This is a genomic window from Lacisediminihabitans sp. (assembly GCF_036404185.1).
Taxonomy (GTDB): domain Bacteria; phylum Actinomycetota; class Actinomycetes; order Actinomycetales; family Microbacteriaceae; genus Lacisediminihabitans.
Window position 1 is genome coordinate 1 of record NZ_DASWPB010000118.1, and the last position, 13,796, is coordinate 13,796.

General features: G+C 69.5%; 11 protein-coding genes, 1 pseudogene and 1 riboswitch. Of the genes and pseudogenes, 11 read left to right on the top strand and 1 reads right to left on the bottom strand.

All coding sequences use genetic code 11. The features are described 5' to 3' along the window. The 11 genes and pseudogenes from VGC18_RS08870 to VGC18_RS08920 all read left to right on the top strand — a co-directional run. Window positions 1–610 (top strand): annotated as a pseudogene (locus VGC18_RS08870) (succinate--CoA ligase subunit beta); the annotation flags it as partial. Window positions 611–623: 13 nt separating this feature from the next. Beyond that, the gene (sucD, locus tag VGC18_RS08875; protein WP_331096404.1) at window positions 624–1,514 is read left to right on the top strand and encodes a succinate--CoA ligase subunit alpha; all 891 of its coding nucleotides are present in this window, start codon (window positions 624–626) and stop codon (window positions 1,512–1,514) included. 84 nt (window positions 1,515–1,598) lie between these two features. After that, the gene (dhaK, locus tag VGC18_RS08880) at window positions 1,599–2,597 is read left to right on the top strand and encodes a dihydroxyacetone kinase subunit DhaK (protein WP_331096406.1); all 999 of its coding nucleotides are present in this window, start codon (window positions 1,599–1,601) and stop codon (window positions 2,595–2,597) included. A 4-nt stretch (window positions 2,598–2,601) separates the two neighbouring features. Next, the gene (gene dhaL / locus VGC18_RS08885) at window positions 2,602–3,246 is read left to right on the top strand and encodes a dihydroxyacetone kinase subunit DhaL (protein ID WP_331096408.1); all 645 of its coding nucleotides are present in this window, start codon (window positions 2,602–2,604) and stop codon (window positions 3,244–3,246) included. 2 nt (window positions 3,247–3,248) lie between these two features. Further along, the gene (dhaM, locus tag VGC18_RS08890; protein WP_331096410.1) at window positions 3,249–4,001 is read left to right on the top strand and encodes a dihydroxyacetone kinase phosphoryl donor subunit DhaM; all 753 of its coding nucleotides are present in this window, start codon (window positions 3,249–3,251) and stop codon (window positions 3,999–4,001) included. Window positions 4,002–4,059: 58 nt separating this feature from the next. Further along, window positions 4,060–5,277, top strand: coding sequence for a DUF6350 family protein (locus VGC18_RS08895; RefSeq protein ID WP_331096412.1), 1,218 nt, complete (start codon window positions 4,060–4,062; stop codon window positions 5,275–5,277). Window positions 5,278–5,286: 9 nt separating this feature from the next. Beyond that, the gene (purN, locus tag VGC18_RS08900) at window positions 5,287–5,880 is read left to right on the top strand and encodes a phosphoribosylglycinamide formyltransferase (RefSeq protein WP_331096414.1); all 594 of its coding nucleotides are present in this window, start codon (window positions 5,287–5,289) and stop codon (window positions 5,878–5,880) included. 154 nt (window positions 5,881–6,034) lie between these two features. Beyond that, window positions 6,035–6,119: riboswitch (ZMP/ZTP riboswitch) on the top strand. 37 nt (window positions 6,120–6,156) lie between these two features. Further along, window positions 6,157–7,758, top strand: a complete 1,602-nt coding sequence (purH, locus tag VGC18_RS08905) for a bifunctional phosphoribosylaminoimidazolecarboxamide formyltransferase/IMP cyclohydrolase (RefSeq protein WP_331096416.1) — start codon at window positions 6,157–6,159, stop codon at window positions 7,756–7,758. Window positions 7,759–7,815: 57 nt separating this feature from the next. Then, on the top strand, window positions 7,816–9,057 hold the full coding sequence (ddaH, locus tag VGC18_RS08910) for a dimethylargininase (RefSeq protein WP_331096418.1): 1,242 nt from the start codon (window positions 7,816–7,818) through the stop codon (window positions 9,055–9,057). A 415-nt stretch (window positions 9,058–9,472) separates the two neighbouring features. Further along, window positions 9,473–11,191, top strand: coding sequence for an ABC transporter ATP-binding protein (locus tag VGC18_RS08915; RefSeq protein ID WP_331096424.1), 1,719 nt, complete (start codon window positions 9,473–9,475; stop codon window positions 11,189–11,191). Beyond that, window positions 11,188–12,993, top strand: a complete 1,806-nt coding sequence (locus VGC18_RS08920) for an ABC transporter ATP-binding protein (protein WP_331096420.1) — start codon at window positions 11,188–11,190, stop codon at window positions 12,991–12,993. Before VGC18_RS08915 ends, VGC18_RS08920 begins: the two co-directional genes overlap by 4 nt. A 209-nt stretch (window positions 12,994–13,202) precedes the next feature. Here VGC18_RS08920 and VGC18_RS08925 read toward each other — a convergent pair whose 3' ends face one another. Further along, window positions 13,203–13,556, bottom strand: coding sequence for an endonuclease domain-containing protein (locus tag VGC18_RS08925; protein WP_331096422.1), 354 nt, complete (start codon window positions 13,554–13,556; stop codon window positions 13,203–13,205). Window positions 13,557–13,796 lie beyond the last annotated feature (240 nt).

Consider the following 13,796-nt stretch of genomic DNA (forward strand, 5'->3'; position numbering starts at 1 on the left):
GACGCTCGTCGAGGTCAACCCGCTGGTGCTTACCGAGGAGGGCGAGATCCTCGCGCTCGACGGCAAGGTCTCGCTCGACGAGAACGCCGACTTCCGCCATCCGGACCACGAGGCGCTCGTCGACAGGGACGCGGCCGACCCGCTCGAGGCGAAGGCCAAGCGGCTCGGGCTCAACTACGTCAAGCTCGACGGCGAGGTCGGCGTGATCGCAAACGGCGCTGGGCTCGTGCTGTCCACCCACGACGTCGTCAGCTACGCGGGGGAGATCTGGGGCGGCGTCAAGCCGGCCAACTTCCTCGACATCGGGGGCGGCGCATCCGCGGAGGTGATGGCCAACGGGCTCGACGTCATCCTCGGCGACGAGCAGGTCAAGAGCGTCTTCGTCAACGTCTTCGGCGGCATCACCGCGTGCGACGCGGTGGCGAACGGGATCGTCGGGGCGCTGAAGACCCTGGGCGACACGGCGAGCAAGCCGCTCGTCGTGCGCCTGGACGGCAACAAGGTCGAGGAGGGCCGCCGGATCCTCGCCGACTTCGGCCATCCGCTCGTGTCGCTCGCGACCACCATGGACGACGGCGCCGACAAGGCCGCCGAGCTGGCTTCGAAGTAAAGGGACTGCTGAAATGTCGATCTTCCTCAACAAGGACTCCACGGTCATCGTCCAGGGCATCACCGGAGGAGAGGGCACCAAGCACACCGCCCTCATGCTGAAGGCGGGCACCCATGTCGTGGGCGGGGTCAACGCCCGCAAGGCGGGAACCACCGTCACGCACGGCGACGTCGAGCTTCCCGTCTTCGGCACGGTCGCCGAGGCCATCGAGAAGACCGGCGCGGACGTCTCCATCGTCTTCGTGCCGCCGGCCTTCGCCAAGGACGCGGTGCTCGAGGCGATCGAGGCGGAGATCCCGCTCGTGGTCGTCATCACCGAGGGCATTCCCGTGCAGGACTCCGCCGAGTTCTGGGCGACCGCGAAGGCCAAGGGCGGCAGGACGCGGATCATCGGACCGAACTGTCCGGGCATCATCACCCCCGGTGAGTCGCTCGTCGGGATCACGCCGGCGACGATCACCGGGAAGGGGCCGATCGGCCTCGTCTCCAAGTCGGGGACGCTGACCTATCAGATGATGTACGAACTGCGCGATCTCGGCTTCTCGACCGCGATCGGCATCGGGGGCGACCCGGTCATCGGCACCACCCACATCGACGCGCTCGCGGCGTTCGAGGCGGATCCGGAGACGAAGGCGATCGTCATGATCGGCGAGATCGGGGGAGACGCCGAGGAGCGCGCCGCCGACTACATCAGGGCCAACGTCACCAAGCCGGTCGTGGGATATGTCGCGGGTTTCACCGCCCCGGAGGGCAAGACGATGGGCCACGCGGGCGCGATCGTCTCCTCTGGCGCCGGCACAGCCCAGGGCAAGAAGGAGGCCCTCGAGGCCGCCGGGGTCAGGGTCGGCAAGACGCCGAGCGAGACCGCGAGCCTCATGCGCGAGATCCTCACCTCCCTGGGGTAGTCGGAGGTTCTTTGCTGGTGCGTCACAGGTCATCGGTCTAGCGTTGGGATCGTCGATTCAGGCGACTCAAGGAAGAGGTCCATCGTGAAAAAACTCATCAACGACCCGGCGAACGTCCTGGCGGATTCCCTCGTGGGAGTGGCCGCCGCGCATCCGGAATTGAACGTCGATCTTGTCAACCGGATCGTCTATCGGGGAACTCCAACTCGGGAGGGCAAGGTCGCCGTCATCTCGGGAGGCGGCTCGGGCCATGAGCCGCTGCACGGCGGCTTCGTCGGACTCGGGATGCTCGACGCGGCTATCGCCGGAGAGGTGTTCACCTCGCCGACACCCGACCAGATCCAGGAGGCGACCAAGGTCGCCGACAGCGGCGCCGGTGTGCTGCACATCGTCAAGAACTACACGGGCGACGTCATGAACTTCGACATGGCGGCCGAGCTCGCCGATGCCGAGGCGGGTGTCACGGTGGAGACCGTCGTGACCAACGACGACGTCGCCGTCGAGGACTCGACCTACACGGCGGGACGCCGTGGGGTGGGTATCACGGTGTTCGTCGAGAAGATCGCTGGCGCCGCGGCCGAAGAGGGCAGGGACCTGGCCGGCGTGGCCGATCTGGCCAGGCGGGTGAACGCATCCGGCCGCTCGATGGGCATGGCGCTGACCAGCTGCACCGTGCCGGCGGCGGGCCAGCCGACCTTCGACCTTCCCGACGACATGATGGAGATGGGTGTCGGCATCCACGGCGAGCCCGGCAGGCATCGGCTGCCGCTCGCGCCGGCGTCGGAGATCGCCCAGCAGCTGGCGGAACCGATCCTCGCCGACCTCGACTTCACGGGCGGACCGACCATCGTGATGCTCAACGGCATGGGCGGTTCTCCGCTGATCGAGCTCTACCTCATGTACGGCGAGGTCAAGAAGATCCTCGACGCGGCGGGGGTGGACGTGGCACGCACCCTCGTCGGCAACTACATCACCTCGCTGGACATGGCGGGATGCTCGCTCACGCTGCTCAAGGCGGACGACGAGCTCCTGCGACTGTGGGACGCGCCGGTCAACACGCCCGGCCTTCGTTGGGGAGTCTGAACACATGACCGATGGCACCGTTTCCCTCGCGCAACTCGTCGACTGGCTGTCCCATTTCCGGGACCTGGTCACCGAGAATCGCGCCTATCTGACCGAGCTGGACTCCGCCATCGGCGACGCCGACCACGGGGCGAACATGGCCCGCGGCATGGTGGCCGTGACCGAGAAGATCGGCACCGCGCAGGAGACCACCGTCGCCGACCTGTTCAAGACGGTCGGCATGACGCTGGTCAGCTCTGTCGGCGGCGCGAGCGGGCCGCTCTACGGGACCTTCTTCCTGCGCTTCGGCACGACGGCGGGCGCGGTGACCGAGCTGGATGCCCCGACCCTCGCCGCCTCTCTGCGTGCGGGCCTCGGCGGCGTGGTCGCCAGGGGCAAGGCGGAGGCGGGGGACAAAACGATGTTCGACGCGATGTCCCCGGCCATCGACGCCTTCGACGCGGAGCTGGCGACCGGAGCGGATGTCTCTGCGGCGGCGACGGCGGCCTTCGAGGCCGCGGAGCTGGGCCGCGATGCGACGGGACCCCTCGTCGCACGCAAGGGCAGGGCCAGTTACCTCGGCGACCGCAGCGCCGGTCACCTCGACCCAGGGGCCACCTCGACGGCGTTCCTCTTCCAGGCGCTCGCCGGCGCCCTCGCGGAGGCATAGCGGTGATCGGCATCGTCGTGGTCTCGCACAGCCCCGCACTGGCGCAGGCCGCGGTCGACCTCTCCCTGGAGATGGTCCCCGGCACCCGTCCGGCGATCGCGGTCGCCGCGGGTTCCGGCGACGGCCTCATCGGAACGGACGCCGTCAGGGTGGCGGCGGCCATCGACGAGGTCGCCTCCCCGGACGGCGTGCTCGTCGTGATGGATCTCGGCTCCGCGGTCATGAGCGCGGAGATGGCACTGGACTTCCGGGAGTCTGAGGTCGAGGTTCGACTCTCCGCCGCGCCCTTCGTCGAGGGGCTGCTCGCGGCGATCGTGACCGCCGCGGGTGGGGCGAGCCTCGCCGAGGTGGATCGTGAGGCGGTCGCGGCCCTCGCCCCGAAACGGGCATCCCTGGGGACGGAGCAACCCGCGTCGGAGCCGGATCACGGGGAGTCGGCGCCGCTTGCCGCAGCCGCGGGCTCCGAGCTCAGCGAGGACCTCACCATCATCAACGCCGACGGCCTGCACGCCCGACCCGCCTCGACGCTCGTCTCCACCATCTCCGGCTTCGATGCGAAGGTCACCATCGCCAATCGCCGGCTGACCACCGCACCCGTCGCGGGCAACAGCCTGATCGGGCTGTTGTCGCTCGGGGCGAAGCCGGGGGACGTGTTGACCGTCTCGGCATCCGGTCCTCAGGCGGCGGACGTGCTGGCGAAGGTCAAGGAGCTCGTCACCTCCGCCTTCGGCGAGGAGGTCGCACCGGCAAAGTGACCGGCACCGCCGTTCGCTCCCGGGATGGGCGGCACCCAGCCGGTAGGCTCCGACGGGTATGAACCGTCCGCTCACCGCCCTCTTCGCCGCGCTCGAGGCGTTGCTCGTCGCCGCGATCGGCGTCGGCATCCCCCTCGTGCCGCTCACGCTGCTCTGGGCCGTGCAGTACGGGCTGCAGATCGACTGGCTCGTGTTCTGGCGGGCGGCGGCCGACATCTGGCTGCTCGGCTCCGGCGTCGACGTCACCATGACCCTCGACCCGGCGATCGCCACGAGCCTCGGCTTCGCCGGCGCGGGAAAGCCCTTCGTCCTGACGATCGCCCTGCTCGGCTTCGCGCTGCTGACCGCCTTGCTCGGGGCCCGCGCAGGCCGACGCATCGGTCAGACCCCGCACTGGCGCCTCGGTGCGCTGACGGGCATCGTCACCTTCGCCGTCGTGTCCCTCGTCATCACCCTCAGCACCGTCTTCGCCTCCGCTCGGCCGTCCCTCTGGCAGGGGATCCTGCTCCCGACGCTGGTCTTCACCATCGGGATGGCGCTCGGGACGGCCCTCGCCAGGTCCCGGCCGGTGGATGCCCCGGCCGCCGTGCCCGCGGACCGCGGGATCCCTTACCGGTCGGTCGGCGCCACGGTCCTGCGGGGCGGCAGCGGTGCCGCGGCGATCGTCGTCGCGGCCGCGGGCATCCTGCTCGCCCTGCGGCTGCTCTTCGGCTACGGGAAGATCATCGCCCTCTATGAGGGACTGCACGCCGGCGCGCTCGGCGGCGTCGCGGTCACGGTGGGCCAGCTCGCCTTCCTGCCCAACCTGGTGATCTGGACGGCCTCCTGGCTCGTCGGTCCAGGCTTCGCGATCGGCACCGGCTCCTCGGTGAGCCCCATCGCCACCAGCCTCGGTCCGATTCCGGCCATCCCCGTGCTCGGCGCGCTCCCGAGCGGCGGCCTGTCCTGGGGATACCTCGGCCTGCTGGTCCCGGTGCTCGCGGGCTTCGCCGTCGCGATCGTCCTCAGGCCACGGCTGGTGCGGGCGCTCGGGCCGGGGAAGACGGTCTGGCTCGTCGTCGCGGGCGTCGCGATCGGCGTGGTCGGCGGCATCGCGCTCGGCCTGCTGGCCTGGGCGTCCGCGGGCTCGGCCGGCCCGGGGCGCCTCGTCGACGTCGGTCCCTCCCCCTGGCTCGTCGCCGCCTACGGTGCGCTGGAGATCGGGGTCGCGGCCGCGATTGGGATGCTCGTCGGCCGGCCTCCGCGCTCCGGCGGCGAGGCGCATCCGTCACGGTAGGATCTGGTGATGCTCTCCTTGGTCGTCCTGATCTCCGGCGGCGGCTCGAACCTTCGAGCGCTGCTCGAGGCCTGTGACGACGCGGAGTACCCGGCCAGGGTCGTCGCCGTCGGGGCGGACCGCGACGCCGAGGGGTTCGAGCACGCCGAGCGGTACGGCATCCCGACCTTCTCGGTCGCCCTCTCGAGCTACCCCGACCGTGAGACCTGGGGGGACGAGCTCCTCCGCCAGATCGAGCAGTGGCATCCCGACCTGGTCGTCCTCAGCGGGTTCATGAAGCTGCTGCCCCCTCGGGTGATCGCGGCCCTCAGCCCCACCCTCATCAACACGCATCCGGCGTACCTCCCCGAGTTCCCCGGGGCGCACGGCGTACGGGATGCGCTCGCCGCCGGTGTCGCGCAGACCGGCGCGAGCATCATCGTCGTGGACAACGGCGTCGATGCCGGTCCCATCGTCGCCCAGCGCCGGGTTCCCGTGCTGCCGGGGGACACGGAGGCGAGCCTGCACGAGCGCATCAAGCCGGTGGAGCGCGAACTGCTGGTCCGGACGGTGCTCGACGTCGCGAACGGCGCCATCGACCTCGCCGCCCTCGCCAGGGACTAGTCCTCTCCGCCCCTGCGCGCATCCCGTGCCCTGCAGCCCGCCGAGTGGGCAGTTGTGGTCGCCTGCGGGCATTCCCAGGCGACCACAACTGCCCACTCGGCGGCGGGCGGCCCGGGCGGGGAGGCCGCTGGCGAGAGGCGCGAGGGGCGGTAAACTGTACTGTCGCGACTGGCGTTGAGATGGGGAACCATCGGGGAGCGACTGACTCCACGTTTCGGCCGTTCGCCTGGGCCGAACCGGATAAGCACGTGTCCGGTACCGTCTAAGGAGCAGCCAATGTCCGCAACCCCCGCCTCGCAGGAGTACCGCCAGAGGGACGTCATCCCCATTACCAGGGCACTCGTCTCGGTGAGCGACAAGACCGGCCTGCTGGAGCTGGCCGAGGCGCTCGCCGCAGCCGGGGTGGAGATCGTCTCCACCGGTTCCACGGCGGCCACGATCGCCGGCGCTGGGTTCCCTGTCACCGAGGTCGCCGAGGTCACCGGCTTTCCCGAGTCGCTCGACGGCCGGGTCAAGACCCTGCATCCCGCCATCCATGCCGGCATCCTCGCCGACTTGCGCCTGGCCGGCCACGAGGCGCAGCTCGCCGAGCTCGGCATCCGTCCGTTCGAGCTCGTCGTGGTGAACCTCTATCCCTTCGTCGAGACGATCGCCTCCGGCGTGACCGGTGACGCGGCGATCGAGCAGATCGACATCGGCGGCCCGGCCATGGTGCGTGCGGCGGCGAAGAACCATCCGAACGTCGCGGTGGTGGTCTCGCCCTCCGGATACGACCAGGTGATCAAGGCGCTCCGGCTCGGCGGGACGAACCTCGCCCAGCGACAGCGGCTGGCCGGCGAGGCCTTCGCCCACACCGCCGCCTACGACACCGCGGTGGCGGACTACCTGGCCGCGTCGGTCGGCATCCGCGCGGAGCATCCCCTGGCCGCATCTCCCGGGTTCGAGGTGCGCGCCACCCTCAAGGAGGCGCTCCGCTACGGCGAGAACGCCCATCAGGATGCGTCGCTGTACGTCACGGCGGACGGCGCGGGCATCGCCCAGGCGACCCAGCTGCACGGCAAGGAGATGTCCTACAACAACTACGTGGACGCGGATGCCGCGCTGCGCACCGCCTATGACTTCGCCGAGCCGGCCGTCGCCATCATCAAGCACGCCCAGCCCTGCGGCATCGCGGTCGCGCGCGGGACGGGCGACCCGATCGCCTCCGCCCACCTGCGTGCCCACGAGTGCGACCCCGTCTCGGCCTTCGGCGGCGTCATCGCCGCGAACCGCACCGTCACGGCGGAGATGGCACAGACCGTGAAGGACATCTTCACCGAGGTCGTCATCGCGCCGGACTTCGAGCCGGAGGCGCTCGAGATCCTGCGGGCGAAGAAGAACCTGCGCCTGCTCAAGCTGCCGGAGGGCTACCACCGCGATCCGGTCGAGTTCAAGCAGATCAGCGGGGGACTGCTCGTCCAGCAGCCCGACGTCTTCGACGGGTTCAGCTCGGCGGGCTGGAGGCTCGTGGCCGGGGACGAGGCGGATGTCGCCACCCGCGCCGACCTCGAGTTCGCCTGGCGCGCCGTGCGGGCGGTCAAATCGAACGCGATCCTGCTCGCGCACGACGGCGCATCCGTCGGCGTCGGCATGGGACAGGTGAACCGGGTCGACTCCTGCCGGCTGGCGGTCAGCCGTGCCGGGGACCGGGCCGCCGGTTCGGTCGCGGCATCCGACGCCTTCTTCCCGTTCGCAGACGGGGCACAGATCCTGCTGGATGCCGGGGTGAGGGCGATCGCGCAGCCCGGGGGCTCGATCCGCGACCAGGAGGTCATCGACGCGGCGGCCGAGGCCGGGGTGACGATGTACTTCACGGGCGAGCGGCACTTCTACCACTGAGGCCGGGCGCGGCCGGTACAGCGGCTTCATAGCCTTCGGCCCCTAGGCTCATGAACCATGACCGTCACCGCCCGACCCGTCCCGCTCCTCCGCCGAGTCGCCGCAGCGACCCTCTCCGCCCTCGTCGTTGCGGCGATCGGTTTCGCGGCGACGATCCTGCTGTTCTTCACGGCTCTCGTCGTCGGCAGCTCGGGAGCCGACGGGGCGACCCTCGTCCAGATCGGCGACGTGTTCCTCGGGGCGAGCCTGATCGTCTTCGTGCTGATGCTCGTGTTCGCCCTCCTCGGCGTCTACAGGCGCTGGTACTTCGCACTGGTGGCCGGACTGGTCGCGGCGATCGTCGGCGCGATCGTCGGCACGCTGCTGCGTGTCGCCATGAGCGGCACCGCCGTCACCGGCACGATCTTCAGGCAGCTCATCGGCACCCTCCTCGGCATCAACCTGACCTTCGTCATCCTCGTGGTCCTGGCCACCGTGACGACCGGTGGCTGGATCTGGCGGCGCATGCTGAACGGCTCGGCGTCACCGGTCGTGACGGATCGGCACATCGCGATCGTCCGGGCGCCGGCGGGCAACCTCGCGGACGGCCAGGTGACCCATCTCGACCGGGTCCCGGTCGACACGGAGCTCGCCAACCGGCAGTGGGATGGCTACGTCGCCGCGCTGGCCGGTGCCGGCTGGGACGTGGTCGAGGTTCCGATCGCCGCGGGACAGGCCGACTCCGTCTTCGTCGAGGACGCGGCGGTGCTCTTCGGCGACACCGCCGTGATCGCCAGCCCCGGCTCGGAGTCCCGCAGGGGCGAGACCGCCGAGGTCGAGACGACCCTTCGCGGACTCGGCCTGAGGATCGAGCGGATCACCCTGCCGGGGACCCTGGACGGCGGCGACGTGCTCAAGGTCGGCTCGACCGTCTATGTCGGTCGCGGCGGGCGCACGAATGCCGAGGGCATCCGCCAGCTCAGGGCGCTCGTCGCCCCTCTCGGCCACCGCGTCGTGGCGGTTCCGGTCTCGACCGCGCTGCACCTCAAGAGCGTCGTGACCGCACTACCGGACGGGACGGTCATCGGGTTCCCCGCGCTCGCCTCGACGCCGAGCCTGTTCGAGCGATTCCTGCCGGTGCCGGAGGAGGCAGGCGCCCACGTCGTCGTGCTGGCCGACGACACCGTGCTGATGTCGAGCTCCGCCCCGGCGTCCGCCGCCCTGGTCGCCGACCTCGGCTATCGGGTGATCACCGTGGACATCGGCGAGTTCGAGAAGCTCGAGGGCTGCGTCACCTGCCTGTCGATCCGCCTGCGCTGAGGCATCCGCTCGGAGGGAACACGGCGCACCCTTGCGCTCGGCGAACATTAGGGTCTAACCTGTAAGGCTGTCCGGTCGGCGACGAGTCGTTGTCCGAGGCCACCCCTAGAGTGCAGACACCGGCTGCATTTCATCCGTGTTCAGGAGGACGCCATGACATACACATTTCTCGCAACTGCAGGCGCGAAGCGTGTTGCCGTCCTCCCGATGACGTCCTTCCTCGGGATCCGGTAGCTCGCGGGGCCGCAGGCCCCTCGCGCAGTTCTCCCGCCCCTCCGCTGTCACCAGCCCCCTTCCGTTCTCGTTTCCGGCATCCGCCGACCCCCGTTCAAGGACTACACACGTGTCTGCAGACCAAAAACGCCAAGGCACCTTTGCCTCCATCGTCCGCATCTATCCCTGGGCCAGGCCGGCCATGCCGCGCATCTACCTCGGGATGGTGTCCGCGCTCATCGCGGCCATCGTCTCGCTGCTGATCCCGCAGGTGCTCAGGGCGCTCATCGACGGCCCGCTCAGCTCCGGCGACGCCAGCCAGATCTGGTGGCCGGTCTCCGCCGTGCTCGGCCTCGGAGTGCTCGAGGCCGTCATGATCTGGTTCCGGCGGTGGTTCGTGCTCCAGCCGGGCACCGGTGTCGAGGCGGACATGCGCAACTCGCTCTACCGGCAGCTGCAGGATCTGCCGGTGGGCTTCCACGATCGCTGGCCGAGCGGGCAGCTGCTCTCCCGCGCCATGAGCGATCTCAACCTCATCCGCCGGTGGATCTCCTTCGGCATCGTGCTGCTCGTCGTCAACGTCATCACCATCCTGGTCGGGTTCGGCTTCCTGATCTCGATCAGCTGGGTGCTCGGCGTCGTCTTCGTCGTCTGCTCGATCCCCCTGTGGATTTACGGGTACGTCTTCGAGCACAAGTATTCCGTCGTCGCGCGCCGCAGCCAGGATCAGGCTGGCGACCTCGCGACCGCCGTCGAGGAGTCGGTACACGGCATCCGCGTCCTGAAGGCCTTCGGTCGCGGCAGGCACGCGCTCAAGAATTTCGCCTTCCAGGCGGAGGAGCTGCGCGGAACGGAGATCGAGAAGGCCAAGGCGATCGCCGGCATCTGGCTGTGGCTGCTGCTCGTCCCCGACGTCACCTTCGGGCTCTGCCTGCTCGCCGGCGTCTGGCTCGCCGCGGGCGGCCAGCTGACGGTCGGCCAGCTCGTGGCGTTCTTCGCCACGGCGACGGTGCTGCGCTTCCCCGTCGAGTCGATCGGCTTCCTGCTGTCGATGACCTTCGACACCAGGACGGCGGCTGACCGGTTCTTCGAGGTCATGGACGAGCCGAACACGATCGTCGATCCGGAGCATCCGAAGACCATCGCCGATCCGCAGGGACGTCTCGTCTTCACCGACGTGCATTTCCGCTACCAGGATTCGCCGGCGCAATACGCCGACCTGCTCGACGGGATCGACCTCGCCCTCGAACCCGGGGAGACGATGGCCCTCGTCGGCCTCACCGGCTCCGGCAAGTCGACGCTCACCGCGCTCACCACCCGGCTCTACGACGTGACCGGCGGCTCGGTCACCCTCGACGGGGTGGACATCCGCGACCTGTCCCGGTTCGAACTGCGCAGGCACATCGCGATGGCCTTCGAGGATGCGACGCTGTTCTCCGCGTCCGTTCGGGACAACGTGCTGCTCGGCCGCCCGGAGTCGACGGACGCCGAGCTGCTCGAGGCGCTCGAGATCGCCCAGGCGGACTTCGTGCACGCCCTTCCGGACGGCATCAACACCAAGGTGGGCGAGGAGGGCATGAGCCTGTCCGGCGGCCAGCGTCAGCGCCTCGCACTGGCCAGGGCCGTCGCGGCCAAGCCGGAGGTGCTGGTGCTCGACGACCCGCTCTCTGCCCTGGACGTGGACACCGAGGCGTTGGTGGAGGCGGCACTGCGCCGGGTGCTCGCCTCGACGACGGCGCTCATCGTCGCGCACCGCCCGTCCACGGTCATGCTCGCCGACCGGGTGGCGCTGCTCGAGGGCGGCCGGATCACGGCGGTGGGCAGGCACAGCGAACTGCTGGTCGGCAACGAGCATTACCGGTTCGTCATCTCCAGCCTGGAGGACGAAGAGAAGCGCGAAGCACGGGAGGTGAACGCATGAGCGTCCTGGGAGTCGAGGGTGAGGAACGAGAGGACTTCACCCGGCAGGAGAGCAAACAGATCCGCGAGCGGTCGCTCCGGCTGCTGAACTCGCTGCTGCGACCGCTGTGGGTGAGGGTCGGCCTCACCATCGCCGTCGTCGTGGTGAGCACCGGCGCGCAGGTGGCCGGTCCCGCCCTGATCGCCTACGGCATCGACAACGGGCTGCCCGCGCTCGTCAAACACGAGTGGATGCCGCTCGGTTTCGCGGTCGCCGCCTACCTGTTCACCGGCATCATCGGCGCCGTGCTCATCGCCTGGTACACCGTGCTCACCGCGCGGATCAGCCAGGCGATCCTGATCGATCTGCGCAAGCGGGTGTTCCTGCACACGCAGCGGCTGAGCCTCGAGTTCCACGAGAGCTACACCTCCGGTCGGATCATCGCGCGGCAGACGAGCGATCTCGACTCCATCCGCGAGCTCCTGGACTCCGGCATCAACCAGCTCGTCCAGGGCGGCCTCTACATGCTGTTCATCGCGGCGGCCCTGTTCTCGATCGACCTCTGGAGCGGTGTTGTGCTGTTCGGTGCGCTGATCCCGCTCGGCTTCCTGCTGCGCTGGTTCCAGGTGCGCTCGCAGAAGGCGTTCCGTTCGACGAGGACCGCCTCCGCGCGCCTGATCGTGCAGTTCGTGGAGACGATGACGGGCATCCGGGCGGTCAAGGCCTTCCGCAAGGAGAAGCGCAACGAGGTGGAGTTCGCCGCCCTCACCGAGGACTACCGCGAGGCGAACATGAAGACCATCAGGCTCTTCGGCGTTCTCGACCCGGGGCTGGTGCTCATCGGCAACGTCGCCCTCGGGGTCGTGCTGCTGGTCGGCGGTCTGCGGGTCGCCAACGGGGGTCTCGCGATCGGCGTGCTGCTCGCGGCGCTGCTGTACACACGGTCGTTCTTCGCGCCGGCCCAGGACATGGCGATGTTCTACAACTCCTACCAGTCCGCCGCGGCCGCGCTCGAGAAGATCTCCGGGGTGCTCGAGGAGCAGCCGAGCGTGCCGGACCCGACCAGGCCGATCGACCTCTGGCAGGCGAAGGGGGCGCTCGGCTTCGACGGTGTCGAGTTCGCCTACACGCAGGATCGAGTCATCCTGCCGACGTTCGATCTGCAGATCCCGGCCGGTCAGACGATCGCGCTGGTCGGATCGACCGGCGCGGGCAAGTCGACGCTCGCCAAGCTCATCTCGCGGTTCTACGATCCGAGCGCCGGGGTGGTCTCGCTGGACGGCATCGACCTGCGCAGGCTGCATCCGAAGGACCTGCGGCGGGCGATCGTCATGGTCACCCAGGAGGCATACCTGTTCTCCGGATCGGTGGGCGACAACATCGCGCTCGGCAAGCCGGAGGCGACCATGGAGGAGATCGTGGCGGCGGCGAAGGCGGTCGGTGCGCATGAGTTCATCCAGGGGCTGCCCGACGGGTACAACACCGATGTGAACAAGCGCGGCGGCCGGGTGTCCGCCGGTCAGCGCCAGCTCATCTCGTTCGCGAGGGCGTTCCTCGCGAACCCGGTTGTGCTCATCCTGGACGAGGCCACCGCGTCGCTGGACATCCCGAGCGAACGGCTCGTTCAGGAGGGGCTGCTCACCCTGCTCGCCGACCGCACCGCGATCATCATCGCGCACCGCCTCTCGACGGTCGCGATCGCCGACCGGGTGCTCGTCATGGAGCACGGGCGCATCGTGGAGGATGGAACGCCGCGGGACCTCATCTCCGGCACCGGCCGCTTCTCGAAGCTGCACGCGGCCTGGCGCGAGTCCCTCGTCTGACCGCCGCCTTCCCGCCCCGCGCTCTGCCCGTTCCTGCCCGTTGCAGCCTGTTCCGGCACGTTCCAGCGCGTTCCAGCCCGTTCCGAAATGACGGAGTTTTCCCGCGCATCCACCCCGCCGGCGGGAAAACCGGCTGCCTGCAAGCCAAAACTCCGTCATTTCGGAACGGAAGCGGGGACGGGCAGGGGTGGATGCACGGATGCGGGCTGCTACAGGTGGTCGCCGCGGTCGAGGGCGGCGCGGATGCTCGCCCACACCTCTGGCCAGCGCGCCTCGATCTGGGTGTAACTGAACCGCAGGACGTGGTAACCGGCGGACGAGAGTGCGGCATCACGACGGCGGTCCTCCTCGAACGCCTCCCTCGAGGTGTGGAAAGCCGCGCCATCGGCCTCGACGACGAGCCGGCGCCCGATCAGGAAGTCCACGCGCCCGGCGCCGGCGATCGTCACCTGCTGCCTGAAGCCGACCTCGGCCTCCAGCAGGCCGAACTTGAGCAGCGATTCGCCGCCGCTCTCGCTGAGTCGACCCGCGGCATCCAGCCGTCCTCGTCGGCCGCGTGGCAACCGTGCGACGCCTCGAAGGAGTTCGGCTCGCGACACGAGACCCAGGTGGATGGCGGATTCCGCGACCGCGAACGCAATCAGAGGGTCGTGCGTTCGAGTGACCTCGATCACGCAGGCGAGCGGGGTGACCGCGGAACGGGTGCCCGGCAGGCGGTGGTCCGACCATCGAACGGAGGTCAGGGAGGGTCTCACCGCGGTGAGCCGCACGGTCATATCGGTGCGGCTGCGCAGGGCGCGGGC

What these genes read in the sequence shown, in the direction of transcription:
- sucD (WP_331096404.1), top strand. Translation starts at nt 624, where the DNA reads ATGTCGATCTTCCTCAACAAGGACTCCACGGTCATCGTCCAGGGCATC.
- dhaL (WP_331096408.1), top strand. Translation starts at nt 2,602, where the DNA reads ATGACCGATGGCACCGTTTCCCTCGCGCAACTCGTCGACTGGCTGTCC.
- VGC18_RS08895 (WP_331096412.1), top strand. Translation starts at nt 4,060, where the DNA reads ATGAACCGTCCGCTCACCGCCCTCTTCGCCGCGCTCGAGGCGTTGCTC.
- purN (WP_331096414.1), top strand. Translation starts at nt 5,287, where the DNA reads ATGCTCTCCTTGGTCGTCCTGATCTCCGGCGGCGGCTCGAACCTTCGA.
- purH (WP_331096416.1), top strand. Translation starts at nt 6,157, where the DNA reads ATGTCCGCAACCCCCGCCTCGCAGGAGTACCGCCAGAGGGACGTCATC.
- ddaH (WP_331096418.1), top strand. Translation starts at nt 7,816, where the DNA reads ATGACCGTCACCGCCCGACCCGTCCCGCTCCTCCGCCGAGTCGCCGCA.
- VGC18_RS08915 (WP_331096424.1), top strand. Translation starts at nt 9,473, where the DNA reads ATGCCGCGCATCTACCTCGGGATGGTGTCCGCGCTCATCGCGGCCATC.
- VGC18_RS08920 (WP_331096420.1), top strand. Translation starts at nt 11,188, where the DNA reads ATGAGCGTCCTGGGAGTCGAGGGTGAGGAACGAGAGGACTTCACCCGG.